Origin of the sequence: Amycolatopsis sp. La24, from assembly GCF_029087445.1 — a bacterium.
Lineage (GTDB): Bacteria > Actinomycetota > Actinomycetes > Mycobacteriales > Pseudonocardiaceae > Amycolatopsis > Amycolatopsis nivea.
In genome coordinates, this window is the sequence record NZ_JARACH010000029.1 from 18,564 (window position 1) to 44,251 (window position 25,688).

Consider the following 25,688-nt stretch of genomic DNA (forward strand, 5'->3'; position numbering starts at 1 on the left):
CCGGAAGCGCGGCGCGGCTCGGGCCGACGACGGCAGCGCGGGTGGCGATGGCGGCGATGGGCGGTGGCGGTGGGCGATGACGGTGGCAGTGGGCGGTGGCGATGGGCGATGACGGTGGCGGTGGCAGTGGCGGTGGGCGATGCCGGTGGCAGTCGTGGTGGTGGCGATGACACTGGTGACGGCGGTGACGGCGACGACGTCGCGGCGGTGATGACGGCGGCGGCAGGGGGCAGCGCCGGGGGTGGTGCGGGCGCGTGGGCGCGCATGGTGTCGTCGGTGGCCTAGCGGTGCCAGCAATAACGCGAGGCCAGCCAGCGGACGATCATCGATTTGCCCGCACCGTGGCCATCACCGATGCAGGAGAACTGCCGGAGGTCAGCGGCGAGCGGCCATCGCTGCGGTATAGACGCAGACCGCGGCGGCGGTAGCCAGGTTGAGGCTTTCCGCCTTGCCGTACAACGGAATCCGGACCGCTTCGTCGACTGACGAGAGGACGTCCTCGGGCAGGCCGTGTGCCTCGTTGCCGAAGATCCACGCCACCGGGTCTCCGAAGTGGACAGTCTCGAGCGAGGTCGAGGCGTAGCCGTGCGCGGCGAGCGTGCGGAGGCTGGCTGCGCGGAGGGCGGTGAGGACTGACGGGATGTCGCGGGCGCGGGCCAGCGGGACGTGGAACGTCGAACCGGCGGCGGCGCGGACGCTTTTGCCGTTGTGCGGGTCGACGGTGTCGCCGGCGAGGACTACCGCGTCGGCGCCGGCGGCGTCGGCTACCCGGATCACGGTGCCCGCGTTGCCGGGTTCGGCGACGTCGACCAGGACCACCACGAGGCGGGCCGAGGCGAGGACTGTCTCCAGTGGACGGTCGACCAGCGAGCAGACCGCGATGATTCCTTGCGGGGTCACGGTTTCCGACAGGCTCGCGGCGGCGCGGTCGGTGATCGGCGACACGCGAGGCGCGGCCGCCACCAACGAAGGATGGGCGGCGGCGGCGCGTTCGGTCACGAAGAGTTCGTGGACCGTCCCGTGGGACAGGGCCGACGTGACCGCGTTGACCCCTTCGGCCAGGAAGCGGCCGGTTTTCTCCCGTTCCGCGCGCCGGGTCAGTTTGCGCGCAGCAACGACCCGGGGGGTCCGTTCGGTGAACGGATCCGCCCCGGGCCGGAAAATGCTGCCGGTCAGGCCGACTTCGCTTCGCCGGTCGTGACGTTCGCCTTGGCGAGCTCGGCGAGCGCGGTGAAGGCGGCCGCGTCGTTGACCGCGAGGTCCGCGAGGATCTTGCGGTCCACCTCGACACCGGCGGCCTTCAGGCCCTGGATGAACCGGTTGTAGGTGACGCCGTTGGCGCGAGCGGCCGCGTTGATGCGGGTGATCCACAACTGGCGGAAGTCACCCTTGCGCGCGCGGCGGTCGCGGTAGGCGTAGTTGAGCGAGTGGAGCGTCTGCTCCTTGGCCTTGCGGTACAGCCGCGAACGCTGGCCGCGGTAACCGCTGGCCAGTTCGAGAGTCGCGCGACGCTTCTTCTGGGCGTTGACCGCCCGCTTGACGCGTGCCACTGGTCCATCCTGTCGAATTCGGGGGGTACGGGGACCCCGGGGTGGTCGGGAAAGGGTGCGGGCCTCAGCGGCCGAGCAGGCGCTTCACGCGGCCGACGTCGTTCTGGGCGACCTCGGTGGTGCCCTCGAGACGGCGGGTGAGGCGGTTGGACTTCTTCTCCATCAGGTGGCGACGGCCGGCCTTCTGGCGACGCAGCTTGCCCGAACCGGTCACGCGGATCCGCTTCGACGTGCCCTTGTGCGTCTTCATCTTCGGCATGCTTGTAGTCCTCTTTCGTGCGGCGGCACACCGGATCACCGGTGTGCCGCTGACTGTGCTGGTCGGCGCTGGGGCGCTACGCCTCGGGAGCCGATTCGGCCGATTCGGCTTTCGCCGCCTTCGGCTTCACGTTCTTGTGCGGGGCCAGCACCATGATCATGTTGCGTCCGTCCTGCTTCGGCGACGATTCCACGAAGCCGAGCTCGGTGACGTCGTCGGCGAGCTTCTGCAGGAGCCGGAACCCGAGCTCCGGCCGGGACTGCTCGCGACCGCGGAACATGATCGTGACCTTGACCTTGTTGCCCGCCGCCAGGAACCGCGACACGTGACCCTTCTTGGTCTCGTAGTCGTGCTGGTCGATCTTCGGCCGCAGCTTCTGTTCCTTGATGACGGTCAGATGCTGGTTGCGCCGGGAGTCGCGGGCCTTCTGCGCGCTCTCGTACTTGAACTTGCCGAAGTCCATGAGCTTGGCCACGGGCGGGCGTGCCTGCGGGGCCACCTCGACGAGGTCGAGGTCCGCCTCCTGCGCAAGCCGCAGCGCATCTTCGATCCGGACAATGCCGACCTGCTCGCCGTTGGGGCCGACGAGCCGGACTTCCGGCACCCGGATGCGGTCGTTGATGCGTGTCTCGGAGCTGATGGGGCCTCCTTGGTCCGAGTGATGTTTTCTCGTTTCGACCTGGTGCCCACATGATTCAGGCCCCGCCTCCGGCTGCTGCCGGTGCACGGGGCCCGCTCTGTCTCCGATCGCGCCCGGCCGGACGGCCGAACGCTTCGCCTCCGCAGTACGCTGCCGCAACGGCACGCACTGCTTCGGCGAGACCGGACCCGGACACCTGTAGCGGTGAGACGGGTGGGAGCGGGGCTCCACTTGCCGCCCCCGATCGCTCGGGAGCTGGTCGCACATGGAAGGGTACCAGACGTGCCTGAACAACCTTCGCCACCGCCCCCGTATTCCCCCGACGACCGCGGGCTCGAGGAGATCCCCAGCGTCGAGGTGATCAGCCGCGCCGCGGTGATGCTGCTGTCCGCGGGCGCCGAACGCCTCGGCCTCGCCGACGCCGACCCGGAGAACTCGCCGCACCGCGACCTCGACGAGGCGCGCCGCCTCATCACCGCGCTCGCCGGGCTCGTGACCGCCTCCGCCGAGTACCTCGGTCTGCACGCCGGGCCCCTTCGTGACGGGCTGCAGTCGCTGCAGAAGGCGTTCCGCGAGGCGTCGGTCGTGCCGGACCCGCCGGGTCAGGGGCCGGGCGAGAAGTACACCGGGCCGGTTTACTGAGCCGGAAGCCGTTCCGAGCGACCTTCGAAGACCCGCCTCGCGGCATCGCCGGGCGGGTCTTCGGCGTTTCCGGGTGAGGGCGGGCGGCGATAAGGCCTCGGGCGCGCCGGGTCGGGGCCGCGTGACACTGCCCCGGTTCGCGATCGACGCTCCCGGCGGGCCGACGCGATGGACCCGGTCGTGCCGGGTGCCGGAGTCTGGCGATCCGCGAAGATTCGACTCGGGTGATCGCCGCGCTCCGGCACCGGGTTCGGCCCGGTGACCGCGAAGATCCGGTCCGGCAGCTTGCCTGGACCGCGACCGCGCTCCGGTGCACGGACCGCCCGACGACCGCAGCCGAGCTCCACGACGCCGACCGATGCGGCCACCTGACCCGCAGCTGAACCGCGCGACACCATGCGACCGACACGCCCGCGGCTGAACTGCACAACGCCAACCCGCGCGGCCGCCAGGCCCACGGCTGAACCGCACGAGGCCAACCCGCGCGGCCGCCAGGCCGGACAACTAAGCCACGCGACGCCGACCCGTGCGACCACCAGCCCGTTGCAGAGCCGCCACCACCCCGCGCCAGCCGCATCCCTCCGTCCCGAGCCATTGCCTCCCCGCAGCCCGACATCTAACATGTTAGATGTGAGTGCACTCCCCAAGGTCTCCCGGTCGCTGCTGCGCGACGAGGCGTACGAGCGGATCCGGCACGCCATCATCGACGGCAGCCTTCCGCCGGGCACTCCCCTGCGCGACGCTGACCTCGCCGAGCAGCTCGGGCTTTCCCGCGCGCCGGTCCGGCAGGCGCTGCTGCGGCTGGCCGAGGACCGGCTGGTCGTGTCGAAGCCGCAGAGTTACACGAGGGTCGCCGAGTTCGACGCCGGTGACGTTCGCGACGCGGTTCGGCTCGTGCGGGCGTTGCACGAGCTGGTCGTGCGCGAAGCTCGGTTAAGCGCGCGGCAGATCGCGGAAATGCGCGCGGCCAACGAGCGATTCCGGGAAGCGGTGGCCGAGGGGGACGTCGGCAGGGCGATCGAGGCGGACGACCAATTGCACGACGTTCCGGTGCGCGCGTGCGGCAACCGGGCGGTCGCGGCGACGCTCGACCGGTACACGCCGTTGCTGCGCCGTCTCGAGTACGCGCGGTTCAGTTCGTTGCCCGCGCATCGGTCGGTCGCCCGGCACGAGGAGCTCATCGACGCGCTCGAAAGCGGCGACGAGAAAACCGCCGCGCAGCTCACCTCAACGATTTGGACCGATCTCGAAGCCCTCCTGGAGGACGCGTGAGCCTGGCTGATTTCCCCCGTTTCCCGTTGCTCGTCGGGCCTTCGCCGGTGCACCGGCTCGACCGGCTGACCGAACACCTCGGCGGCGCGGCCGTCTGGGCCAAGCGCGAGGACCTCAACTCCGGCCTCGCCTACGGCGGCAACAAGACGCGCAAGCTCGAGTACCTCGTCGCCGACGCGCTCGCCGGGGGCGCGGACACGCTCGTCTCGATCGGCGGCGTGCAGTCGAACCACACGCGCCAGGTCGCGGCCGCGGCGGCGCGCGCGGGCATGAAAGCCGTGCTGGTGCAGGAAAGCTGGGTCGACTGGGACGATCCGCTGCACGACAAGGTCGGCAACATCCAGCTGTCGCGGATCCTCGGCGCGGACGTCCGGCTCGTCGACGCCGGGTTCGGCATCGGGTTCAAGGAGAGCTGGGAACGGGCGCTGGCGGAGGTCGAGGCGAACGGCGGCACGCCGTACGCGATCCCGGCCGGGGCGTCGGATCATCGGCTCGGCGGGCTCGGCTTCGCGAACTGGGTGCTGGAGCTCGAAGAGCAGGAACGCGAACTCGGCGTTTTCTTCGACACCGTCGTGGTGTGCTCGGTCACCGGCAGCACGCAGGCGGGGATGATCGCGGGGGCGGAGGTGAGCGGGAAGCCGCGGCGGATCCTGGGGATCGACGCGTCGGCGAAGCCCGGCGAGACGCGCGAGCAGATCGGGCGGATCGCGAAGAGCACGGCGGAGCTGATCGAGGCCGGGCCGGTCGGGGAAGCCGAACTCGACGAGCGGTACCACGCGGGGGTTTACGGGATTCCGGACGAGCAGACGCTCGAGGCGATCCGGACCGCCGCGCGGCTGGAAGGCATGATCACCGACCCGGTGTACGAAGGGAAGTCGATGGCCGGGCTGATCGATCTCGTGCGCAGCGGCGAGATCGCGAAGGATTCGAACGTCCTCTACGCGCATCTCGGCGGGCAGCCCGCGATCAACGCGTACACGAGCGTGCTCGGCTGAAGCGCTCGTGAGCGGCGGCTTCGGTGCCGCCGCTCACGAGAAACCGCGTCAGTCGAGGACGGCGAGCACGTCGATCTCGACCAGGAGCCCGGCGGGCAGCCCGACGTACACCGTGGTGCGGGCCGCGTACGGGGCTTCGCCGATCAGTTCGTTGTAGACCTCGTTGAACGCGGCGAAGTGGCTGGTGTCGGTGAGGTACACGCGCACCATCACCGCGTCCGCGAAGCTCGAGCCCGCTTCTTCGAGCAGCGCGGTCAGGTTCTTGAACACCTGCCGGGTCTGGCTCACCACGTCGTCGCCGACGATCTCCCCGGTGGCCGGGTCGAACGCGACCGCGCCGGCGACCTGGAGGATGTTCCCCTTGCGGACGGCCTGCGAGAAGTTCGCCGGCGGCTTCGGCGCGTTCTCGCTGGTGATCGCCGTCTTGCCCATCATTGCCCCTTTCCGTTCCCCGTCCATCCACTGTGGACGGAAGCTTCCTCGGCGGCGGCCAGCAGCTCGGGCACGAGCGCCAGCAGCCCGTCGTAGTCCAGCAGCACCTTCGGCACCGACATCGACGCCGCGGCGAGCACCTCGCCGCCCGCGCCGCGCACCGGCGCGGAAATGCAGTGGATGAAGTCCTCGTGCTCGGCATTGTCCACCGCGTACCCGCGCTCAGCGACCTGGTCCAGTTCGGCCAGGTACGCCTCGGGCGTGGTGATGGTGTTGGCGGTGAGCACGACGTAGTCGATCGCGCGGGCGATCTCCTCGCGTTTCGCCCGCGGCATCGCGGCCACGAGAACCTTGCCGACCGCGGTGCAGTGCAACGGCGCGCGTTTGCCGACCCGCGAGTACATCCGGACCGCGTGATGTCCCTCGAACTTGTCGATGTACACCACCTCACCGTCCTCATAGGACGCGAGGTGCACGGTGTGCCCGGTGCGCGAGTTCAGCGCGGCGAGCGCTTCGTGCGAACTGCGCCGGACATCGCGGTCCTCCAGTGCCTGGTTGGCGAGGTCGAAAAGCGCGCTGCCGAGCCGGTAGTGCCGGGCTCCTTCGCGCCGCACGAAATGGTGCGATTCGAGCGTGCGCAGCAACCGCAGCACGGTCGTCTTGTGCACGCCGATCTCCTCGGCCAGCTCGTCGAGCGTCTTGCCGCCGCGGGCGAGACCGCTCAGCAGCGTCAGCGCGCGGTCGAGACTTTGGCTCACGTGACCACCACTCCCTCCCCGGTGAGCCGGACCGAACCCCAGCCGTCGGCGTCCGCCTGCACCAGTTTCGTCACGACGGCCTCGGCCAGCGGCACGCCGACGTCGTCTTGAGTCAACAGTGTCGCGGCAGCTTGCAGGTGCCCGCGACGGAGCCTCGTCAGGGGGTCGGCTCCGCGCAGAGTCGCGGCCAGGAATCCAGCGGCGAACGCGTCTCCGGCACCGACCGGCTCGACGACATCGACCCGAAGCGCGGGCGAGAACAGCGGTTCGGCCGAGCCCTCGACGAGCGTCGCGCCGCGTTCCCCGTGCTTGACCACCAGCGTGCGCGGACCAGGCAGAAGGGCGCGCAGCCGCACCGGGTCGCCGGTGCCCCACACGCGTTCCGCCTCGTCGTCGCCGGTCAGCACCAGATCGGCCTTCCCGGCAAGTTCGGCGAGGACGGACTGGTCGCGTCCGGTCCACAGCGCGGGGCGGTGGTTGACGTCGAACGACACGAGCAGGTCGCCGCGCGGCCGGTCGAGCAGCGCGCGGACGAGCGCGAGGCAGCTGTCCGAGAGCGCGGGCGTGATCCCGGACAGGTGCAGCACGCGAACACCGGAGAAGTCCAGCTGGGACACCAGTTCCGGGCCCATGCCGGACGCGGCGGAACCCGAGCGGTAGTAGCGGACCGGACTGCCGCCCGCGCCGCTTTCCTTCACGTACAGCCCGGTCGGCCTGGCCGGGTCGAAGACGACGCCGCGCACGTCCACGCCCGCCGAAGCGATCTCGCGGACGAGCGCGCGGCCGAACGGGTCGTCGCCGACCGCGCTGACCCATCCGCTCGGCACGCCGAGCGCGGGCAGGTGGCACGCGACGTTGGACTCCGCTCCGCCGATGGTGCGCAGCCAAGTGCGCACCTCGTCCGGCGGCCCGGGCTCGGCCGGCACGAACAACGCCATCGACTCGCCGATGCAGAGCACTTCGGGCGACCCGGTCGGACTGCTGGTCACTGACGTCCCTTCCCCGTTGACCTGTGGCGACCCGGATGCTACACCTATGCAACGCATTTTGCGCAACGTCCGTTGCAAGATACGCAACCGAGGTCCCAGATGAACAGCAACGCCGCTCTCACCGCCGCCGTCCGAGCCGGGCGCGGCGAACGGATCGACTGGCGCTTCCGCGCTCTCCCCCCGGCACTGTCCGGGCTCACTCTCGACGAAGCCGCGGCCCGCCGCGCGAAGCTCTTCGACGACGGCTTCTTCGGTCCGTTCGTAGTGCTCGACGCGGCCGCGATGGAGCACAACCTCGCCACTATGGCCCGCTGGTGCGCCGAACGCGGGATCGCGCTCGCGCCGCACGGCAAGACGACGATGGCTCCGGAGCTGTTCGCCCGGCAGCTGGAGCACGGTTCGTGGGGCATCACCGCGGCGAACGCCGGGCACGTGCGGATCTACCGCGCGTTCGGCGTGCCGCGGATCCTGCTGGCGAACCAGCTCGTGGACCCGTCCGCGCTGCGCTGGCTGGCCGGCGAGCTGGCGGCGGACCCGGATTTCGAGTTCGTCTGCTGGGTCGACTCGGTGCGCAGCGTCGAGCTGATGACCGAAGCCCTCGCGGGCACCGAGCGGCCCGTCGACGTGCTGGTGGAGCTGGGCGGCGAAGGCGGCCGCACCGGTGTCCGCGACGCCGCGACCGCGCTGGCGGTTGCCGAAGCGGCGGCGAAGAGCCCGGTGTTGCGCCTGCGCGGCGCCGGCGGCTACGAGGGCGCGCTTTCGCACCACACCGACGACGCGGCGTTGGCGAAGATCAGTTCCTATGTGGACAGTCTTCGCGACGCGACGATCACCTTCGCGGAGAAGGGTTTGCTCGCCGACGGTCCGGTGTACGTCACCGCGGGCGGCAGCGCGTACTTCGACCGCGTCGTGGACGAGCTGACCAAGCCGTGGCCGGACGGGCTCGAAGTGGTTCCGATCCTGCGCAGCGGCGCGTACCTGACGCACGACGACGGCTTCTACCGCGAGATCTCGCCGCTCGGCGAGCACCCGCGCATCGCTGGCGTCGACAGCTTCCGTCCGGCATTGCACGCGTGGGCGCAGGTCACGTCGAAGCCGACGCCGGAGCTGGCGCTGCTCACCGCGGGCAAGCGCGACCTGCCGTACGACGAAGGCATGCCGGAGCCGCAGTTGCTGCGCAAGGACGGCGTCGTCACCGAGCTGACCGGGCACACCGTCCCGAAGCTCAACGACCAGCACGCGTTCCTCGAACTGCTCGAAGGGTCGCCGGTCGAGGTCGGCGACTGGATCCGGCTCGGGCTGTCGCATCCCTGCACGACGTTCGACAAGTGGTCGCTGCTGCCGGTCGTGGACAGCGACGGCGAAACAGTGGTCGATTTCGTGCGGACGTGGTTCTGATGGACCTCGTGATCCGCGGCGCGCGCGTCGCCGACGGAACCGGGGCCCCGCTGGAGATCCGCGACGTCGGGATCGACGGCGACCGCATCGCCGACGTCGCCGCGCCGGGAGACCTGACCGCGCCGCGCGTGCTCGACGCGACCGGGCTGGTCCTCTCCCCCGGGTTCATCGACATGCACTCGCATTCCGACCTGCAGGTGCTCGCCAACCCGGACCATCTGGCGAAAATCAGCCAGGGCGTAACCACCGAGGTGCTGGGGCAGGACGGTCTCTCCTACGCGCCGGTCAACGACGAAGTGCTCGCGAGCCTGCGCCAGCAGCTGGCCGGATGGAACGACGACCCGGCGGGCTTCGACTGGAACTGGCGCTCGGTCGGCGAGTACCTCGACCGGCTCGACCAGGGCATCGCGACGAACGCGGCGTACCTGGTCCCGCAGGGCACGGTGCGGATGCTGGTGGTGGGCTGGGAGGACCGGCCCGCCACGGACGCCGAGCTGGCCCGGATGCAGGAGCTCATCGCGACCGGGCTGTCCGAAGGCGCGTTCGGCCTGTCGTCCGGGCTGACCTACACGCCCGGGATGTACGCGACCACCGAGGAACTGGTCGAGCTGTGCCGCGTGGTCGGCGAGCGCGGCGGCTACTACAGCCCGCACCACCGCAGCTACGGCGCGGGCGCGCTGGAGGCGTTCGCGGAGATGGTCGACGTCTCCCGCCGCTCCGGCTGCCCGCTGCACCTCGCGCACGCGACGATGAACTTCTCCGTCAACAAGGGCAAGGCACCGGATCTGTTGCGGCTGCTGGACAACGCCCTCGACGACGGCTGCGACATCACCCTCGACACGTACCCGTACCTGCCCGGCGCGACCTACCTGTCCGCGCTGCTGCCGAGCTGGTCCACCGAAGGCGGCTTGGAGCCCACGCTCGCCCGGCTGTCCGATCCGGACACTCGCGAACGCATCCGCGCCGAGATCGAGGAGTCCGGTTCGGACGGTGCGCACGGCGTGCCGATCGACTGGGACGCCATCGAAATCAACGGCGTGCGCCGCGAGGAGAACGCCGCATTGGTGGGGCACAGCGTCCTCGCTTCGGCCCGCAAGAACGGGAAAACCCCGGCAGAGCTGTACTTCGACACGCTGATCGACGAAAAGCTCGGCACGTCCTGCCTCATGCACGTGGGACACGAGGAAAACGTGCAGGCCATCATGCGGCACCGCACGCACACCGGCGGCTCGGACGGCCTGCTGGTCGGCGCGCGGCCGCATCCCCGGGCGTGGGGCACCTTCCCGCGCTACCTCGCCCGCTACGTCCGCGAACTGGGCGTTCTCGAACTGGCAGACTGCGTCGCGCACCTCACCGGGCGCGCGGCACGGCGGCTGGGGCTGTCCGACCGGGGCCTCGTCCGCCCCGGGCACGCGGCCGATCTGGTGCTGTTCGACCCGGACACGGTCGCCGACACCGCGACGTTCGACAATCCGCGGCAGCCCGCCGCGGGTCTCTCCGCTGTCTTCGTCAACGGCGTCGCCGCGCTCGAAGACGGGTCCCCCACCGGCGCGCTCGCCGGGCATTCCCTTCGCCATCCCGGGAGTCGACGATGATCCACTGGCTGCAGACCAGCACCGCCGGTCTGCTCACGCTGGCCGCGGTGTCCATCGCGGTGCTGCTTTTCCTCATCATCAAGGTGAAGCTCGAACCGTTCATCGCCTTGATCGTGGTGGGCCTGCTCACCGCGCTGGCCGCGGGCGTGCCGGTCGGCACCCTGGTCGGCACCGCGCAGAAGACGTCCGATTCGCTGCTGGAGAAGGGTTTCGGCAGCATTCTCGGGCACATCGCGGCGATCATCGGGCTGGGCACGCTGCTCGGCTCGATCCTGGAGAAATCCGGCGGCGCGCGCGTGCTCACCGCGGCGCTGCTGCGCACGTTCGGCGAGAAACGCGCTCCGCTCGCGATGGGTCTTTCCGGTCTCATCTTCGGCATCCCGGTGTTCTTCGACATCGGCATTTTCGTGCTCGCGCCGCTGGTCTACGCCGCAGCGAAGCAGGGCGGCCGGTCGATCGTGCTGTACGCGATGCCGTTGCTGGCCGGGCTTTCCATCACGCACGCCTTCATCCCGCCGCACCCGGGACCGGTCGCCGCGGCCGGGCTGCTGCACGTGGATCTCGGCTGGCTGATCCTGATGGGCGCGGTCTGCGGCATCCCGGCCTGGTTCATCGGCGGCATCCTGTACTCGACGTGGATCGGCAAGCGCGTGAACGTGCCGCTGGCCGAGGACTTCGCGAAGCTCGCGGGCGAAGACGGCGAGCAGGACGGCCCCGCGCCGTCGCTCAAGCTGGTCGGCGGGATCATCGCGGTGCCGCTGGTGCTGATCCTGGTAGGCACGTTCGGCAGCATCCTGCTGCCCAAGGGGTCCACCGGCGCGGGCATCGCGGCGTTCCTCGGCACGCCCGCCATCGCGCTGACCATCGCGACCATCCTCGCGTCGTGGCTGCTCGGCCGCCGCCGCGGGATGAGCGGCACGGACCTCGCCCAGCTTTCCGCGAACGCGCTGCGCCCGGTCGCGATGATTCTTCTCGTGGTGGGCGCGGGTTCGTTCTTCGGAGCGGTGCTGTCCGCCACCGGCATCGGCAAGGCGGTGGCCGGTTCCCTAGGCGACGCCGGGCTTCCCGTGCTTTTGGCCGCGTACATCATCAGCTGCGGCATGCGCATCGCCCAGGGTTCCGCGACGGTCGCGATCGTGACCACGAGCGGCATCGTCGCGCCGACGGTGATGGAACTGCATTATTCGCAAGCACAATTGGCGCTCGTCGTGGTCGCGATCTCGGCCGGGTCGATCATCGCCTCGCACGTGAACGACGGCGGATTCTGGATCGTGTCCCGGTATTTCGGGCTGACCGTGACCCAGACCCTGAAAACCTGGACGGCTTTGGAAACAGTCCTTTCCTTGAGCGGTTTCGGTGTGGCAGCATTGGCGATGGCATTGGTCTGAACCACATCGGCACATGTTCCGGGGGTATTCGATGACCGAGATTTCCCGCCGCACGTTCGTCGGAGCAGTCGGCGCGGCCGGAGCCGCCGCCGTGGTGGGCGCACAGCTCGCCACGGCAGCGCCCCGGCCGCGCGCGGCCACGACGGTGTACGTCGGCAGCTACACCAACTCCGCGCCGGCCGGCCACGGACTGGACGTCACCCAGCGAGCGGCGGGAAGCCCCGCGCTCACGCCGGTGCGCACCGTCCCGAAGCTGACCGACGTCTCCTGGTTCGACCGGACTCGCGACGGCCGGATCTTGTACGTCACCAACGAAAACGAGGGCGCGGAGACCGGCACGGTGTCCGCGTTGGACATCTCCGACCCGACCCGGCCGAAGCTGCTCGGGTCGACGTCCTCGAAGGGCGGCTCGCCCACGCACCTTTCGGTGCACCCGAGCCAGAAGTACGTGCTGGCCGCGAATTACGACTCCGGCAGCGTCGTGGTGCTGCCGATCAAGTCCGGCGGCAAACTCGGCGCGGCCACCGATCTGCAGCAGCACCAGGGCAAAGAGCCGCACGCGCACCAGGTCGTCACCGATCCGTCCGGCAAGTGGGTGCTCGCGGTCGACCTCGGCACCGACTCGGTGTACGTCTACTCGTTCGACACCGGCAAGGGAAAGCTGAAGCTGCACAAGCAGATCACCCTTCCGGCCGGTGCGGGACCGCGGCATCTCGCGTTCCACCCGAACGGCAAATTCGCTTACGTCGCCCAGGAACTGCGGCCGGAGATCACCGTCGCCAGCTGGGACTCCGCCACCGGCACGTTCAAGCCGATCGCCGTGGTGCCCGCGGTTCCGCCGGGCAGCACCGGCGAACTGTTCCCCGGCGAGATCACCGTTTCGCGCGACGGGAAGTTCGTCTACGCCACCGTGCGCGGCCCCAACACCATCGCCACCTTCACCGTCGCCGACGGCGGAGCCGGGCTCACCCTGGTCTCCTCGGCGGCGTCCGGCGGCAACTGGCCGCGGCATCTCGCGCTGGACCCGGACGAGAAGTGGTTCTACGTCTCCAACCAGCGCTCCGGCACCGTCACCTGGCTGCCGCGCGACCCGGCCACCGGTCTGCCCGGCAAGTCCGCGGGCTCGCTCGCCGTGCCGAACGTCAACTCTGTCTTCTTCGTCTGAGAAAAACCGGGGCTGTCACGCCGCACAGCCCCGTCTTTCCCGGTCTTTGACCGGTCCCCGCGACAGGAGTCACCGATGAAGCTGCGTTCTGTCCTGCCCGCTGTCGCCACGCTGGCGTTGCTCGCCGCGTGCGCGCCCACCCAATCCGGCCCGGCCGCCGCCGGCGGAAACCAAACCGACGGCACGCTGAGAGTCTGGCTGTTCGACGAAGCGAACCGCGCGCCGAAGGAGGCCGCGGTCAAGGAAGCGATCACCGAATTCGAGGCCAGCCACGCCGGCGTGAAGGTCGACGTGCAGTGGGTTCCGGTCGAAGGCCGCGCGGACAAGTTCTCCGGCGCGTTCAACGACCCGTCCAACGCCCCCGACGTCGCCGAATTCGGCAACACCGACGTCTCCAGCTACGCGCAGACCGGCGCGTTGTCCGATCTCACCAAGGACATCGCGAACTGGTCGGACGGCAAGGACCTGCTTCCGTCCGTGGTGGACACCGCCAAGGCGAACGGCAAGATCTACGGCATCCCCTGGTACACCGGCATCCGCGCGTTGTACTACCGCACCGACGTCTTCGCCGAACTCGGCCTCAAGCCGCCGGCGACGCTGGCCGAGCTGACCGAAGACGCGCGCAAGATCCGCGAGAAGAAGCCGGACCTGTACGGCATCGCGACCGGCGGCAAGTACACCTACGCGATGCTGCCGTTCATCTGGGCCAACGGCGGCGACCTGGCCAAACAGGACAACGGCAAGTGGACGTCCACTGTGGACTCACCGCAGGCCAAAGCCGGCGTCACCGCGTACGCGAACCTGATCAAGGACGACATCTGCCCGCCGGCCGCCTGCGCCAACCTCACCGGAACGCAGAGCGTCACCGCGTTCGCCGGCGGCAAGGCGGGCATGGTGATCGGCGGCGACTTCAACCGCAAGGCCGTCGAAAAGGGCGCGGTGAAGGGCAAGTACGCGATCATGCCGCTGCCCGGCACCGCCCCGGGTTCCGTCGCGCCCGCGTTCGCCGGCGGCAACCTGCTCGGCGTGTTCGGCGCGAGCCAGCGCCACGGTCTCGCGGTGCAGTTCGCCGAGCTGCTGGCCGGCGTCAAGTACCAGGAGAAGATGTACGCGGCGATGGGCAACCTGCCCACCCTCGCGTCGGTGCAGAAGAAACTCGCCGCCAGCGACCCGACGTTGAAGGCGTTCGTGGACACCCTGAGCGCGGGCACCAAGTTCGTGCCGAGCACCCCGGCGTGGTCCAAGATCGACAGCCAGAACGTCCTGCCCACCGCCGTGCAGCAGATCGCGACCGGCGGCAAGGACGCGAACGCCGCGCTGGCCGACGCCGCCGCGGCGATGAACAAGAACTTCGGCTGACCCGTGGCCGCAGTCCGTTCCGCGACCGTCCGCCGCGACGGCCGCGCGGCTCTTCTCTACCTGCTGCCGGCGGGCATCCTGCTCGCCGCGCTGCTGGTGTACCCGATTTACCAGCTGGTCGTGATCTCGCTCTACGACTACGGCCAGCCGCAGGCGGCGGGTGCGGCCCCGCTGGTGTTCCTCGGCCTCGACAACTACGCCAGCCTGCTGGCCGACGTCCAGTTCTGGACGGTGCTGGCCAAGACGGTCGGGTTCGCCGCGGCCTGCGTGATCGGCAGCCTGGTCGTCGGCACGGCGCTGGCCGTGCTGGCGAGCCGGGTCCGCGCACTGCCGCGCATGCTGCTGTTCCTGGCGGCGCTCGGCGCGTGGGCGACCCCGGCGATCGCCGGCTCGTACGTCTGGCTGTTCCTCTTCGACACCGACTTCGGCCTGGTCAACGAGGTGCTCTCGGGCATCGGGTTCAGCGGGATGGAGCACCATTCCTGGACGTTCGGCACCTTCGGCACGTTCGGGCTGGTCGCCGCCGAGGTGATCTGGTGCTCGTTCCCGTTCGTGATGGTGACCATGTACGCCGGGATCAGCGGGGTGCCGAAGGAGACGCTGGAGGCCGCCGCGCTCGACGGCGCGTCGGTCTGGCGCACGACGCGGTCGGTGGTCCTGCCCGCGGTGCAGCCGCTGCTGACCATCGCGACCGTGCAGTCGATCATCTGGGACTTCAAGGTGTTCACCCAGATCTACGTGATGACCAACGGAGGCGGCATCGCGGGCCGGAACCTGATCCTCAACGTCTACGCCTACCAGCAGGCGTTCGCCGGGCAGGAGTACGGGCTCGGCTCGGCGATCGGGGTCGTGATGACCTTGCTGCTGCTGTCGATCACCGGGCTGTACGTCCGGTCCCAGCGCCGGAGTGCCGCATGGCTCTGAAAGTGCGCCGCCCCGCGCGGCTCGTCGCCGAAATCGTGACCGTGGTGATCGCCGGGATCGTCGCGTTCCCGCTGTACTGGATGGTGCTCTCGGGGTTCAAGCCGGCGGGCGAAATCCAGTCGGCGCATCCGAAACCCTGGACGTTCTCGCCGTCGCTGGACAGTTTCCAGCGCGTGCTCACGGTCTCCGGATTCGGCCGGTATTTCCTCAACAGCCTCGTGGTCGCGGTCGTCGTGGTGCTGCTGTCCCTGGTGTTCTCGTTCCTTTCTGCGGTGGCGCTCACCCGGTTCCGGTTCCGCGGGCGCGCGGTGCTGCTGGTGATGCTGCTGGTGGCGCAGATGGTGCCGGTGGAGGCGCTGACCATCCCGCTGTTCTTCCTGATGCGCTCGGTCGGCGGCACGGTGCCCGCGTTCGGGCTCAACGAACTGGGCTCGCTCGTGCTGGTGCACCTGGCGTTCAGCCTGCCGTTCGCGATCTGGATGCTGCGCGGGTTCGTCGCCGCGGTGCCCGCCGAACTGGAGGAAGCGGCCACTTTGGACGGTGCGTCGCGGATGCGGTTCACCTGGCAGATCCTGTTCCCGCTCGTCGCTCCCGGGCTCGTCGCGGTGAGCGTGCTCGCGTTCATCCACGCGTGGAACGACTTCCTGTTCGCCAAGACGTTCATCATCTCCAAGACCGAAAACCAGACTCTGCCGCAGGCGATCCTGGTGTTCTTCAAACCGGAGGACACCGACTGGGGCGCCGTGATGGCCTCGTCCACCCTGATGACGATTCCGGTGCTGGTGTTCTTCGTGCTGGTGCAACGGAAACTCATCGGCGGGACCGCCGGGGCCGTGAAGGGATGACCATGTCCGGTTTCGACACTCTCCTCCCCCGCCCGGTGTCCGCGGAAGCGGCGGCCGGCACCTGCCCGTGGCCCGCTCCGGTGGAGGTGCGCACCGCGGATCTGCCCGCCGAGGGCTACCAGCTGCACATCACGCCGGAAGGCGTCACGCTCGAAGCGGCCGACTCCGCGGGCGAGTTCTACGGTCGGCAAACCCTGCGCCAGCTGGCCGGTCCGGACGCGTTCCGGGCCGCGTCGATCCACAATGGACCGGTCGAGCTGCCGTGCGGGACGATCACCGACCATCCGCGTTTCGCCTGGCGCGGCTGTCTTTACGACGTATCCCGGCACTTCCGGACGAAGGCCGAGGTGCTGCGGTTCGTCGACCTGCTGGCCGCGCACAAGATGAACGTGCTGAACCTGCACCTCACCGACGACCAGGGCTGGCGGATCGAAACGCCGGAATTCCCCCGGCTCACGTCGGTCGGCGGCTGGCGGAAGTCGTCGATGGTCGGCCGGCACGACGGTCCGGAACGCGACGGCCGCCCGCACGGCGGTTACTACACTGTGGACGATCTGCGCGAGATCGTCGCGTACGCCGCCGCGCGAGCGATCACCGTGGTGCCCGAAGTGGACATTCCCGGGCACGCCCGGGCCGCCATCACCGCGTACCCGGAACTCGGCCCGGCCAGCGACACCCCTTGGGAGGTCTGGACTTCCTGGGGCATCAGCACGTCGCTGCTGGATCCGTCGGAGTCCACTCTGGACTTCTTCCGCACGGTCTTCGACCACGTGCTGGACATCTTCCCGTCCCCGGTGATCGCGCTCGGCGGGGATGAGGTGCCCGGCGTCACCGAGGCGCACCACCGGTTCGTCCGGGCCATCGCCGACCATCTCGTCGCGCGCGGCCGCACGCCGATGGGCTGGGACGAGGTCCTCGACGGCGGCGATCTGCCGACGATGGTGATCGGCGTGTGGCAGGACCGCGAACGCGCCTCGCTGGCGGTGAAGCGCGGGCACGAGGTGGTGTTTTGCCCCGAGGACGGCGTGTACCTCGACCACCGGCAAAGCGACCACCCGGACGAACCGATCCCGGTCGGCTACCTCCAGGACCTCGAACACTTCTACGGTTTCGAGCCCGAATCCGGACCGCACGTGCGCGGCGTCCAGGCGCAGCTGTGGTCCGAACACCTGGACACCGTGCGGCGGACGGACTACGCGGCGTTCCCTCGCTTGTCGGCGTTCGCCGAGGTCGCGTGGAGCAGCGGACCACGCGACTACGCGGAGTTTCTGCCCCGGCTGCGCGACCACCATCTGCCGCGGCTGGACGCGCTCGGCGTGGAGTACCGGCCGCTCGACGGCCCGCATCCGTGGCAGACCCGGCCGGACGCGCCAGGACGGCCCCGCTGATCTCTGCGGTATTCCCTCCCCGCGAAGCGGCTCGGCTTCGGACTTGCCGAAGCCGAGCCGTATAGGTCGTTATACGCCAGCCGGGCCGAGGAACGTGCCGCCGGTCGCGTCGATGATCTGCCCGGTGACCCAGCGCGAGTCCGCCGAGGCCAGGAACGCCACCACGTCCGCGATGTCCGTCGCGTCGGCGACCCGCCGGAGCGCGGACGCGCCCGCCATCCCCGCCCGCATCCGCTCGTCGGCGAACATGTGCGCCGTGCGGTCGGTCGGCGTCGGACCAGGAGCCACCCCGTTCACCGTGATCCCCCGCTGGCCGAGTTCCTGCGCCAGACTGCGGGTGAACACGTCGAGCGCACCCTTCGTCATGCTGTACGCCAGCTCGAACGGCAGCGCGATGCGCGTGTCCGCGGACGAGATGTTGACGATCCGGCCGCCGTCCCGCAGCACCGGCAACAGCTTCTGCACCAAGAAAAACGGTGCTTTCACGTTCACCGCGAACACCCGGTCGAACTCGTCGGACGTCGCCGAGGTGATCGAACCGGCGCCGGTCGCCGCGTTGTTGACCAGGATGTCGAGCGCGACCTCGCCGGTGCGTTCGCGCAGCTCCGCCGAGAGCCGGTCGAGCAGCGTCTCCGCGTCCCCGTCGACGCCCAGCGTCGTCTGCACCGCGAACGCCTGCCCGCCGTTCGCCTCGATCGCCGCGACAGTGTCCTTGGCTGCCGCTTCGTCGCTGCCGTAGTGCACGGCGACCAGCGCGCCGTCGTGCGCCAGCCGCGTCGCGACGGCCCGGCCGATGCCCTTGCCGCCGCCGGTGACCAGTGCGGTCTTCTGCGTCATTTCTTGCTCCCCTTGAGTGGTGTGAACTTCGATGTCCACACTTTCGGGGAGTCCGCTTACCGTGGGCGCACGAAGCGCTGACGGGTCCGGTCAGCGCTCAGCCAGGCTTGAGCCGGTACCAGACCTCCGGGCGTCCGACCTGCCCGTATCGCGGTTCGCGCTGGGCCAATCCGTTGTCCGCCAAGTACTCCAGGTACCGCCGCGCGGTGACCCGGGACGCCCCGATCGCGCTCGCCGCACCGCCGGCGGACAGTCCTTCGCCTGCCCCGGCGAGCGCGTCGGTGATCGCGTCCAGCGTCTCCGCGCTCATGCCTTTCGGCAGCGGCGCGGCCTCGGTGGTGCGCAGCGTGCCGAGCGCGCGGTCGATCTCCGCCTGCCCGGTGACCTCGCCGGACGCCTCGCGGAAGGACGCGTAGCGCTCCAGCTTGTCCCGCAACGACGCGAAGGTGAACGGCTTCAGCAGGTACTGCACGACCCCGACCGAGACCGCGGCCTTGACCAGCGCGAGGTCGCGCGCGGAGGTCACCGCGATGACGTCGATCGGCAGCCCGGCCGCGCGCAGCGAACGGCAGACGGCGAGGCCGTGCGTGTCGGGCAGGTAGAAGTCCAGCAGGACCAGGTCGACGGGTTCGCGCTCGCAGAAGCGCAGCGCCTCGCCGCCGGAATGCACCACGCCGGCGACGGCGAATCCCGGCAGCCGCTCGACGTACAGCCGGTGCGCCTCGGCCGCCACCGGCTCGTCCTCCACCACCAGCACGCGGATCACGACGACACCTCCTGCCTCGGCAACCGTACGGTGAACACCGCGCCGCCGTCGCGTCCGACGTCGATCGTGCCGCCGTAGCGCCGGACCGCCTGCACGACCAGCGCCAACCCGAGACCGTGCTCGTCCCCCGCCTTGGTCGACCAGCCCCGGCGGAACATCTCCCCCACCGCTTCCTCCGGCACGCCCGGGCCGTTGTCCGCGACGCGCAGCAGCAGACCGTCCTCTTCGGACCGCGCGGTGACGACCACCGCCGGCCGCGCGCCGGATTCCCGCACCACCGCGTCGATTCCGTTGTCGATCAGGTTGCCGAGGATCGTGACCAGGTCCCGTCCGGCGACGCCGGGGCCGAGGTCGTCGATCATCGTGTCCGGCGTGATGGTGAACTCCACGCCGCGCTCGCTCGCCTCCGCGGCCTTGCCGAGCAGCAGCGCGGCCAGCACCGGTTCGGCGACCGCGGTCATCACGCGGTCGGTGAGCTCCTGCGCCAGCGCGAGTTCGGCGGTCGCGAACTCCACGGCGTCCTCGGGACGGCCGAGCTCCACCAGCGACACGACCGTGTGCAGCCGGTTCGCCGCTTCGTGCGCTTGCGACCGCAGGGCTTCGGCGAGGCTGCGCGCGGTGGTCAGCTCGCCGGTGAGGGTCTGGAGTTCGGTGTGGTCGCGCAGGATCACGACGGTGCCCTGCGCGCGTCCGCCGGAGCTGACGAGCGTCGTGCTCACGACCAGCACCCGCGAGTCCGTCAGGTGCAACTCCTCGGTGCGGTTTTCCGGCGCGGTGAACGCGGCTGTCAGCTCGGGCGACAGCCCCAGGTCTGCGAGCGGCTGACCGACCGGGTCGCCGGTCAGCCCGAGCAGGGTGCGGGCGCCGTCGTTGCACAACCCGACCCGGCCGTCGCGGTCCACCAGCAGCACACCCTCGCGGACCGAATGCAGCACCGCCTCGTGGTACTCGAACAGATTGCTCAGCTCCGCGGGCGCGATGCCGCGCGTCTGCCGCTTCAGCCGCGCGCTCACCAGCCAGCCCCCGCAGGCGCCCACCAGCAACACCGCCGCCGCGACGCCGAGCAGCGGCCAGACGCGTTCCTGCACCTCGGCCGAGATCGCCGCGATCGTGATGCCCACCGCGACGAGCGCGACCACCCGATGGTTCGCGTCGAACACCGGCACCACCACGCGCACCGACGGGCCGAGCGAACCGGTGTAGGTCTCGGACACGACACCGCCCTGCTGGGCCGCCTCGATGTGCCCGAGGAACCGCTGCCCGATCAACGCCGGATTCGGGTGCGTGTAACGGATTCCTTGCGGCGACATGATCGTCACGAAGTCCACGCGCGTGTCCACGAGCACCCGCTGCGCATACGGCTGCAGCGTCGCGGTCGGGTCCGCGGTGGCGGCCGCCCGAGCGACGTCGGGCGCGTCGGCGATCGAACGGGCCACCGCGAGCGACTGCTCCCCGGCCCGGTCGGTCGTCGTGCGCCGGGCGTCGAGATAGGCGATAGTGATGCCGCCGGAGACGAGCACGAGCAGGATCGCCAGCTGCAGCACCAGCAGCTGACGGGCCAGGCTCCAGCGGCTCGTCCGGATCCGAGGTGTCGGGGGCACCCGCTCATACCAGCACACGCACGGGTCCGGCAGCACTCCGGCGCCGCTGCCGGGAAGTCCACACCGGACAGACCCGCCGCGAACTCAATGAACACAACGGTGACGCCGGTCATATCCGCCCCGCATAGTGACCCGCGTTCCCCCCACCGAGCTGGAGGCAACGGTGCCGACACCGACCCCCGAAGCGAGCGCGCCCAAGCGCGACCGCACGCGTTACCTGTACCTCGCCGTGATCGCCGCCGTCGTGCTCGGCGTAGCGGTCGGGCTGCTCTGGCCGTCCGTCGGCAAGAGCCTCGCCCCGCTGGGCACCGGCTTCGTCAACCTGATCAAGATGATGATCTCGCCGATCATCTTCTGCACCATCGTGCTGGGCATCGGCTCGGTCGCGAAGGCGGCGAAGGTCGGCAAGGTCGGCGTCACCGCGCTGGTCTACTTCATCGTGATGTCGACGTTCGCGCTCGCGATCGGGCTCGTCGTCGGCAACCTGCTGCACCCGGGCAGCGGCCTGCACCTCAACCCGGCCGACGTGTCGAAGGTGCACCAGCAGGCGAAGGGCGGCGAGGGCACCACCGACTTCCTGCTCGGCATCATCCCGAAGACCTTCGTGTCCGCGTTCACCGAGGGCCAGGTGCTGCAGACGCTGCTCGTGGCGCTGCTCGCCGGGTTCGCGCTGCAGAAGCTCGGCAAGCGCGGCGAGCCGATCCTGCGCGGCATCGAGCACATCCAGCGGCTCGTGTTCCGCGTCCTCGCGATGATCATGTGGGCCGCCCCGGTGGGCGCGTTCGGCGCGATCGCCGCGGTGGTCGGCGCGACCGGCTGGGGCGCGCTGCGCAGCCTGCTGGTGATCATGCTCGGCTTCTACCTGACGTGCCTGGTGTTCGTGTTCGGCGTCCTCGGCGCGGTGCTGTGGCTCGGCGCGCGGGTCAACATCTTCAGCCTGCTGCGGTATCTCGGCCGCGAATTCCTGCTGATCCTGTCGACGTCCTCTTCGGAATCCGCGCTGCCGCGGCTGATCGCGAAGATGGAGCACCTCGGCGTCAGCAAGCCGGTCGTCGGCATCACGGTGCCCACCGGGTACTCGTTCAACCTCGACGGCACCGCGATCTACCTGACGATGGCGACGCTGTTCATCGCCACCGCGCAGGACCAGCCGCTCGCGCTCGGCGAGCAGATCACGTTGCTGCTGTTCATGATCATCGCGTCGAAGGGCGCGGCGGGCGTGAGCGGCGCCGGCATCGCGACCCTGGCCAGCGGCCTGCAGTCGCACCGCCCGGAACTCGTCGACGGCGTCGGCTTCATCCTCGGCATCGACCGGTTCATGTCCGAGGCGCGGGCGCTGACGAACTTCGCGGGCAACGCGGTCGCGACCGTCCTCATCGGATCGTGGATGAAGGAATTCGACCGCGACCGGTCGCGGCAGGTCTTCGCCGGACAGGCCCCGTTCGACGAAGCGACCCTGCTCGACGACAAACCGGCCGAGCCCGCTCAGCCCGTCCCGGCGAACGCCTGAGACCCAGTCCACGCCCGGGTCCCTTCCCCCCGGGCGCGGACTGTTACGGCGCCGCGACCGTGCACGTCCCCCGTGCGCACGGCCGCGGCGCCTTTCCAATTCAGCAAGCAGTGCGGCCGTCGTACCCCTGCCGCGAAACCGCGATCGCCTCGCGGTGCCGTTCCGCCCAGTCGACCAAACCGGCCAGTGAGTCGTACAGCTCGCGCGCCATCTCGGTCGCCTCGTATTCGACGCGCGGCGGGACCGTCGGGTAGACCGTGCGGGTCAGCAGGCCGTCGCGTTCCAGGTTCCGCAGGGTGAGCGTGAGCATGCGGCGGCTGATCCCCGGCACCGAGCGTTCGAGTTCGGTGAACCGCACCGGACCGCGCGTCGCCTCCAGCAGGATGCCGATCACCCATTTCCCGCTGATCCGGTTCACGACCTCCATCACCGTGCACACCGCGAATTTCGCCGGGTCGAAGTCCGTGGCCTCGTCGGTCACAGCGATGTTCCCCTGGGACATGAAAGTGCCTCCTTCCGCAGTGCTCCATGGTCACACATGATGGGCACTGTAACAAGAGATGCCCTGGCTACGACCAGCGGAAACTCTCCCCTGTGCCGGTTATGGAGGACTTTGTCATGCCCGAAACCGCTCGGCATCGCGGCGCGGCGCTCGCCGTGCTGTCCGCCGCCTCGCTGATGGTGGTGCTCGACAGCTCGATCGTCGCGGTGGCCCTGCCGGTGATCCAGACCGACCTGGGCTTCAGCGCGCCCGGGCTGGCCTGGGTGGTCAACGCCTACCTCGTCGCGTTCGGCGGCCTGCTCCTGCTGTCCGGCCGCCTCGGCGACCTGGTCGGCCGGCGGCGGGTGTTCCTCGCCGGCATCGTCGTCTTCACCGCCGCTTCGCTGGCGGCCGGCCTTTCGCCGAACGCGACCACGCTGGTGGTCGCGCGATTTGTCCAGGGCGTCGGCGGCGCGCTGGCGTCCGCGGTTGTGCTGGGAATGATCGTGACGCTCTATCCCGAGCCGCGCGCCCGCGTCCGCGCGCTCGGCGTTTACAGCTTCACCCAAGCCGCGGGCGCGTCGATCGGCATGGTCGCGGGCGGCGCGCTCACGCAGGGCCTCGACTGGCACTGGACCTTCTACATCAACCTGCCCATCGGTATCGCCGCGCTCGTCCTGACTCCGCTGGTCGTCGCCTCCGACCGCGGTCTCGGCCTGCGCACCGGCATCGACGTCCTGGGCGCGCTGCTGGTCACCGCCGGGGTCATGCTGCTGGTGCTGGGCATCGTGCAGGCAGGCGACGCCGGGTGGACGTTCCTGACCATCCTGACTCTCGCGGCTGCGGTCGCCCTGCTCCTGCTGTTCCTGCTGCGCCAGGCCCGGACGCGCACCCCGTTGCTGCCATTGCGGTTGCTCCGGGTGCGCGCGATCAGCGGGGCCAACCTGACCATGGTCGTGATGGTCGCCGGATTCCTGGGATTCCAGTTCGTCACCGCGCTGTACCTGCAGCAGGTGCTCGGTTTCGACGCGCTCACCACGGGTTTCGCCTTCGTCCCGACGCCGGTCATGATCGCCGCGTTCTCGCTCGGCCTGGCCGACTGGCTGAACAGCCGCTTCTCCCCGCGCGCGGTCCTGGTCGCCGGTCTGCTGACGACGTCGGTCGCGTTCCTTTACCTGACCCAGGTCCAGACGGCTGGCGGCTACGCCTCGCACGTGCTGCCGTCGCTGATCCTGATGGGCGCCGGAGCGGGAATGGCGATCCCGGCGCTGATGGGCTTGGCGATGTCCGCCGCGACCCCCGACGACTCCGGCGTGACTTCGGGGTTGATCACCACGACCCAGCAGGTCGGCGGCGCACTGGGAACCGCCGTGCTGGCCACCGCCGCCGCGACCCGCACGGCCGAGGTGCTCAGCGGAGGCGCTTCGGAGAAGGAGGCGCTGGCGTCGGGATTCCGGGTGGCTTTCGGCTTCAGCGCCGGGTTGACCGCTCTCGCCGCGATCCTCGCCGCGGTGCTCCTGGGCCGCCGAGCGGTCGAGGCTCCGGCCGCCGCTCCCGAACCGGTCGCATCCTGACCCGGCGCGTCGTGCGTGGCGATGCCGGTTAGAACCGGCATCGCCACGCACGAGACCGCGGCACTAGGTCGCGCGCCCTGTCGCCGCGAGGTAACCGGCCAGCCCGTGGTGCCCGCGCCGCATCATCCACGCGTGGTTGGCGCGGAAGAACGGCCGGGCGATGACGTCCAGCCTGCGCAGCAACGGTTTCCGCACCTGAACGTGCTGCGTGATCTCCAGCCGGGAACCCCCGCCGTCGGCGTGGATCGCCCCGGCGAGCAGCCCGTCGAGGTCCCCGCTCAACCGGACGCGCACCCGCAGCCCCGCCGCGTCCTGCTGCTCCCGGTGCATCGCGACGACGATCCGGTACGGCAGCCGGGACCGGCAGACGACCTGGGCGGTGTCGTCGTCGACCTGGCGCACCGACTGGACGTCCGGCCACCACCGCGGATACGACTCGAGGTCGACGATCGCGTCGAACACCCGCCCGGGGAGAGTCGGCAGCCACCAGTCGCTCCGGAACGTGTACTCGGCGTCCCTCTTCTTTTCGAGGACCACAGCCCGCCCCTCTCTCCCGATCAGCGGAACGCGTGCTTGTCGATCTTGACCGCCGTTTCCTAGGCTGGCCATCCCTTGGGTACGCCGCCGCCTGAACCATCGAGGAGGCTTGCCGTGCCGACCGCCGCTCGAACCGCCCTGGCCGCCCTGGCCACGCTGCTGACCGCGACGCTAGTCGGCTGTAGCAGCCCTTCGCCGCCGCCAGCCGCCCCCGCCTTCACTGCGACTCTCACCTCGCCCACGAACGTCGTGCTGCACTGGCCTGCCGACCCGGCCGCGGCGGGCTACCTCCTCGAATACGCCAACGCGGCCGACGGACCGTGGACCGCGCTGCAGTACCTCCCGCCCGGCCAGACCTCGTATACCCATCCGAACCTGATCCCGGAAACGCCGTTCTACTACCGAATCCGGTCCTTCGCCGGTCCGGTGTCGGCGACCGTCACGGCGGGCAACGCTGCCCCGCCCGGCACCGCCGCCCAGCAGTCCGCCCCGGCCGACCTCACCGCGACCCCGGCCGCGGACCAGAACCTGCACTTCACCTGGACCGACCGCTCGACCGACGAGGCCGGTTTCCTGCTGGAGATCCGCCGCCCGGGCACGCCTGACTTCGTCCCGGTCGAGGTGACCGATCCCAACGCGACCCAATGCGCGCTGTCGCTCCTGCCCGGCGAACAAGGCTCGGCCTTCCGCCTCCGGGCTCTGTCCTACGGCCCGCTCTCCCCCGTCGTCGAGCGCACGACCGGAAAGGACTGACCCGTCCGCCAGACAGCGAAGAGCCGCCCG

General features: G+C 70.0%; 27 protein-coding genes. 15 read left to right on the top strand and 12 right to left on the bottom strand.

What is annotated here, in order from left to right; translation table 11 throughout:
* The first annotated feature begins 108 nt into the window (after window positions 1-108).
* On the top strand, window positions 109-285 hold the full coding sequence (locus tag PUT80_RS25500) for a hypothetical protein (RefSeq protein ID WP_275293729.1): 177 nt from the start codon (window positions 109-111) through the stop codon (window positions 283-285).
* Between the two features lie 90 nt (window positions 286-375).
* On the opposite strand, the gene PUT80_RS25505 is transcribed toward PUT80_RS25500, so the two are convergent.
* The 4 genes from PUT80_RS25505 to infC all read right to left on the bottom strand — a co-directional run bounded on the left by PUT80_RS25505 (window position 376) and on the right by infC (window position 2,449).
* Entirely contained in the window at window positions 376-1,101 is a 726-nt protein-coding gene (locus PUT80_RS25505; protein WP_343076903.1) for an RNA methyltransferase, read from the bottom strand.
* Window positions 1,102-1,172: 71 nt separating this feature from the next.
* Window positions 1,173-1,550 (bottom strand): 50S ribosomal protein L20, encoded by a 378-nt coding sequence (gene rplT / locus PUT80_RS25510; RefSeq protein WP_009079612.1) that lies wholly within the window; start codon window positions 1,548-1,550, stop codon window positions 1,173-1,175.
* A gap of 64 nt (window positions 1,551-1,614) precedes the next feature.
* Window positions 1,615-1,809, bottom strand: coding sequence for a 50S ribosomal protein L35 (gene rpmI / locus PUT80_RS25515; protein ID WP_037818166.1), 195 nt, complete (start codon window positions 1,807-1,809; stop codon window positions 1,615-1,617).
* Between the two features lie 76 nt (window positions 1,810-1,885).
* Window positions 1,886-2,449 carry a translation initiation factor IF-3 gene (gene infC / locus PUT80_RS25520; protein ID WP_200864208.1) on the bottom strand — a complete coding sequence of 188 codons (564 nt, stop codon included), beginning with the start codon at window positions 2,447-2,449 and terminating at the stop codon, window positions 1,886-1,888.
* A gap of 282 nt (window positions 2,450-2,731) precedes the next feature.
* Between infC and PUT80_RS25525 the strand changes: the two genes are divergently transcribed.
* The 3 genes from PUT80_RS25525 (at window position 2,732) to PUT80_RS25535 (ending at window position 5,358) form a co-directional block, all read left to right on the top strand.
* Window positions 2,732-3,091, top strand: a complete 360-nt coding sequence (locus tag PUT80_RS25525; RefSeq protein WP_037818165.1) for a DUF1844 domain-containing protein — start codon at window positions 2,732-2,734, stop codon at window positions 3,089-3,091.
* A 621-nt stretch (window positions 3,092-3,712) separates the two neighbouring features.
* The gene (locus PUT80_RS25530) at window positions 3,713-4,363 is read left to right on the top strand and encodes a GntR family transcriptional regulator (protein ID WP_275293730.1); all 651 of its coding nucleotides are present in this window, start codon (window positions 3,713-3,715) and stop codon (window positions 4,361-4,363) included.
* The gene (locus PUT80_RS25535) at window positions 4,360-5,358 is read left to right on the top strand and encodes a 1-aminocyclopropane-1-carboxylate deaminase (RefSeq protein ID WP_275293731.1); all 999 of its coding nucleotides are present in this window, start codon (window positions 4,360-4,362) and stop codon (window positions 5,356-5,358) included. The genes PUT80_RS25530 and PUT80_RS25535 overlap by 4 nt, the downstream gene beginning before the upstream one ends.
* A gap of 48 nt (window positions 5,359-5,406) precedes the next feature.
* Here the strand turns inward: PUT80_RS25535 and PUT80_RS25540 are convergent, their stop codons facing one another.
* Genes PUT80_RS25540 through PUT80_RS25550 form a run of 3 tightly spaced genes read right to left on the bottom strand, consistent with a single transcriptional unit; the run spans window position 5,407 to window position 7,537 of the window.
* Complete coding sequence (locus tag PUT80_RS25540; RefSeq protein WP_043828490.1) at window positions 5,407-5,790, bottom strand: RidA family protein; 384 nt, start codon at window positions 5,788-5,790, stop codon at window positions 5,407-5,409.
* Entirely contained in the window at window positions 5,790-6,548 is a 759-nt protein-coding gene (locus PUT80_RS25545; protein WP_037818158.1) for an IclR family transcriptional regulator, read from the bottom strand. Before PUT80_RS25545 ends, PUT80_RS25540 begins: the two co-directional genes overlap by 1 nt.
* Complete coding sequence (locus tag PUT80_RS25550; protein WP_255443624.1) at window positions 6,545-7,537, bottom strand: sugar kinase; 993 nt, start codon at window positions 7,535-7,537, stop codon at window positions 6,545-6,547. Before PUT80_RS25550 ends, PUT80_RS25545 begins: the two co-directional genes overlap by 4 nt.
* A gap of 99 nt (window positions 7,538-7,636) precedes the next feature.
* Here PUT80_RS25550 and PUT80_RS25555 point away from each other — a divergent pair, with 99 nt between their 5' ends.
* The 8 genes from PUT80_RS25555 to PUT80_RS25590 all read left to right on the top strand — a co-directional run bounded on the left by PUT80_RS25555 (window position 7,637) and on the right by PUT80_RS25590 (window position 17,599).
* A complete protein-coding gene (locus PUT80_RS25555) occupies window positions 7,637-8,935 on the top strand; it encodes an amino acid deaminase (protein ID WP_275293732.1) in 1,299 nt (432 codons plus the stop codon).
* Window positions 8,935-10,530 carry a D-aminoacylase gene (locus PUT80_RS25560; RefSeq protein ID WP_275293733.1) on the top strand — a complete coding sequence of 532 codons (1,596 nt, stop codon included), beginning with the start codon at window positions 8,935-8,937 and terminating at the stop codon, window positions 10,528-10,530. Before PUT80_RS25555 ends, PUT80_RS25560 begins: the two co-directional genes overlap by 1 nt.
* Entirely contained in the window at window positions 10,527-11,918 is a 1,392-nt protein-coding gene (locus tag PUT80_RS25565; protein WP_037818154.1) for a gluconate:H+ symporter, read from the top strand. The genes PUT80_RS25560 and PUT80_RS25565 overlap by 4 nt, the downstream gene beginning before the upstream one ends.
* Window positions 11,919-11,949: 31 nt before the next feature.
* Window positions 11,950-13,083: a lactonase family protein gene (locus PUT80_RS25570; RefSeq protein WP_134667969.1), complete on the top strand. Its 1,134-nt coding sequence runs from the start codon at window positions 11,950-11,952 to the stop codon at window positions 13,081-13,083.
* Window positions 13,084-13,158: 75 nt separating this feature from the next.
* Window positions 13,159-14,442 carry an extracellular solute-binding protein gene (locus PUT80_RS25575; protein WP_275293734.1) on the top strand — a complete coding sequence of 428 codons (1,284 nt, stop codon included), beginning with the start codon at window positions 13,159-13,161 and terminating at the stop codon, window positions 14,440-14,442.
* Window positions 14,443-14,445: 3 nt separating this feature from the next.
* A complete protein-coding gene (locus PUT80_RS25580) occupies window positions 14,446-15,366 on the top strand; it encodes a sugar ABC transporter permease (protein WP_275293735.1) in 921 nt (306 codons plus the stop codon).
* Complete coding sequence (locus PUT80_RS25585; protein ID WP_275293736.1) at window positions 15,357-16,211, top strand: carbohydrate ABC transporter permease; 855 nt, start codon at window positions 15,357-15,359, stop codon at window positions 16,209-16,211. The genes PUT80_RS25580 and PUT80_RS25585 overlap by 10 nt, the downstream gene beginning before the upstream one ends.
* A 2-nt stretch (window positions 16,212-16,213) precedes the next feature.
* A complete protein-coding gene (locus PUT80_RS25590; RefSeq protein ID WP_275293737.1) occupies window positions 16,214-17,599 on the top strand; it encodes a beta-N-acetylhexosaminidase in 1,386 nt (461 codons plus the stop codon).
* Window positions 17,600-17,668: 69 nt separating this feature from the next.
* Here PUT80_RS25590 and PUT80_RS25595 read toward each other — a convergent pair whose 3' ends face one another.
* The 3 genes from PUT80_RS25595 to PUT80_RS25605 all read right to left on the bottom strand — a co-directional run bounded on the left by PUT80_RS25595 (window position 17,669) and on the right by PUT80_RS25605 (window position 20,803).
* Window positions 17,669-18,436 carry an SDR family oxidoreductase gene (locus PUT80_RS25595; protein ID WP_275293738.1) on the bottom strand — a complete coding sequence of 256 codons (768 nt, stop codon included), beginning with the start codon at window positions 18,434-18,436 and terminating at the stop codon, window positions 17,669-17,671.
* A 97-nt stretch (window positions 18,437-18,533) separates the two neighbouring features.
* Entirely contained in the window at window positions 18,534-19,202 is a 669-nt protein-coding gene (locus PUT80_RS25600; protein WP_037818149.1) for a response regulator, read from the bottom strand.
* Window positions 19,199-20,803 (bottom strand): sensor histidine kinase, encoded by a 1,605-nt coding sequence (locus PUT80_RS25605; RefSeq protein ID WP_167754128.1) that lies wholly within the window; start codon window positions 20,801-20,803, stop codon window positions 19,199-19,201. The genes PUT80_RS25600 and PUT80_RS25605 overlap by 4 nt, the downstream gene beginning before the upstream one ends.
* Window positions 20,804-20,966: 163 nt before the next feature.
* Between PUT80_RS25605 and PUT80_RS25610 the strand changes: the two genes are divergently transcribed.
* Window positions 20,967-22,313 carry a cation:dicarboxylase symporter family transporter gene (locus tag PUT80_RS25610; RefSeq protein ID WP_037818148.1) on the top strand — a complete coding sequence of 449 codons (1,347 nt, stop codon included), beginning with the start codon at window positions 20,967-20,969 and terminating at the stop codon, window positions 22,311-22,313.
* Window positions 22,314-22,413: 100 nt separating this feature from the next.
* On the opposite strand, the gene PUT80_RS25615 is transcribed toward PUT80_RS25610, so the two are convergent.
* Entirely contained in the window at window positions 22,414-22,815 is a 402-nt protein-coding gene (locus PUT80_RS25615; protein WP_134729157.1) for a helix-turn-helix domain-containing protein, read from the bottom strand.
* Window positions 22,816-22,931: 116 nt separating this feature from the next.
* Here PUT80_RS25615 and PUT80_RS25620 point away from each other — a divergent pair, with 116 nt between their 5' ends.
* Window positions 22,932-24,368, top strand: coding sequence for an MFS transporter (locus PUT80_RS25620; protein ID WP_238605661.1), 1,437 nt, complete (start codon window positions 22,932-22,934; stop codon window positions 24,366-24,368).
* Window positions 24,369-24,431: 63 nt separating this feature from the next.
* On the opposite strand, the gene PUT80_RS25625 is transcribed toward PUT80_RS25620, so the two are convergent.
* Window positions 24,432-24,851 (bottom strand): SRPBCC family protein, encoded by a 420-nt coding sequence (locus tag PUT80_RS25625; RefSeq protein ID WP_343076904.1) that lies wholly within the window; start codon window positions 24,849-24,851, stop codon window positions 24,432-24,434.
* 168 nt (window positions 24,852-25,019) lie between these two features.
* On the opposite strand from PUT80_RS25625, the gene PUT80_RS25630 reads away from it, so the two are divergent.
* Window positions 25,020-25,658, top strand: coding sequence for a fibronectin type III domain-containing protein (locus tag PUT80_RS25630; protein ID WP_275293740.1), 639 nt, complete (start codon window positions 25,020-25,022; stop codon window positions 25,656-25,658).
* Window positions 25,659-25,688 lie beyond the last annotated feature (30 nt).

Excerpts from the sequence above, each read along its gene's own strand:
- PUT80_RS25585 (WP_275293736.1), top strand. The coding sequence starts at position 15,357 with ATGGCTCTGAAAGTGCGCCGCCCCGCGCGGCTCGTCGCCGAAATCGTG.
- rpmI (WP_037818166.1), bottom strand. The coding sequence starts at position 1,809 with ATGCCGAAGATGAAGACGCACAAGGGCACGTCGAAGCGGATCCGCGTG.
- PUT80_RS25615 (WP_134729157.1), bottom strand. The coding sequence starts at position 22,815 with ATGTCCCAGGGGAACATCGCTGTGACCGACGAGGCCACGGACTTCGAC.
- PUT80_RS25590 (WP_275293737.1), top strand. The coding sequence starts at position 16,214 with ATGTCCGGTTTCGACACTCTCCTCCCCCGCCCGGTGTCCGCGGAAGCG.
- PUT80_RS25500 (WP_275293729.1), top strand. The coding sequence starts at position 109 with ATGACGGTGGCGGTGGCAGTGGCGGTGGGCGATGCCGGTGGCAGTCGT.
- PUT80_RS25570 (WP_134667969.1), top strand. The coding sequence starts at position 11,950 with ATGACCGAGATTTCCCGCCGCACGTTCGTCGGAGCAGTCGGCGCGGCC.
- PUT80_RS25530 (WP_275293730.1), top strand. The coding sequence starts at position 3,713 with ATGTTAGATGTGAGTGCACTCCCCAAGGTCTCCCGGTCGCTGCTGCGC.
- PUT80_RS25560 (WP_275293733.1), top strand. The coding sequence starts at position 8,935 with ATGGACCTCGTGATCCGCGGCGCGCGCGTCGCCGACGGAACCGGGGCC.
- PUT80_RS25555 (WP_275293732.1), top strand. The coding sequence starts at position 7,637 with ATGAACAGCAACGCCGCTCTCACCGCCGCCGTCCGAGCCGGGCGCGGC.
- PUT80_RS25595 (WP_275293738.1), bottom strand. The coding sequence starts at position 18,436 with ATGACGCAGAAGACCGCACTGGTCACCGGCGGCGGCAAGGGCATCGGC.
- PUT80_RS25540 (WP_043828490.1), bottom strand. The coding sequence starts at position 5,790 with ATGGGCAAGACGGCGATCACCAGCGAGAACGCGCCGAAGCCGCCGGCG.
- PUT80_RS25620 (WP_238605661.1), top strand. The coding sequence starts at position 22,932 with ATGCCCGAAACCGCTCGGCATCGCGGCGCGGCGCTCGCCGTGCTGTCC.
- PUT80_RS25575 (WP_275293734.1), top strand. The coding sequence starts at position 13,159 with ATGAAGCTGCGTTCTGTCCTGCCCGCTGTCGCCACGCTGGCGTTGCTC.
- PUT80_RS25565 (WP_037818154.1), top strand. The coding sequence starts at position 10,527 with ATGATCCACTGGCTGCAGACCAGCACCGCCGGTCTGCTCACGCTGGCC.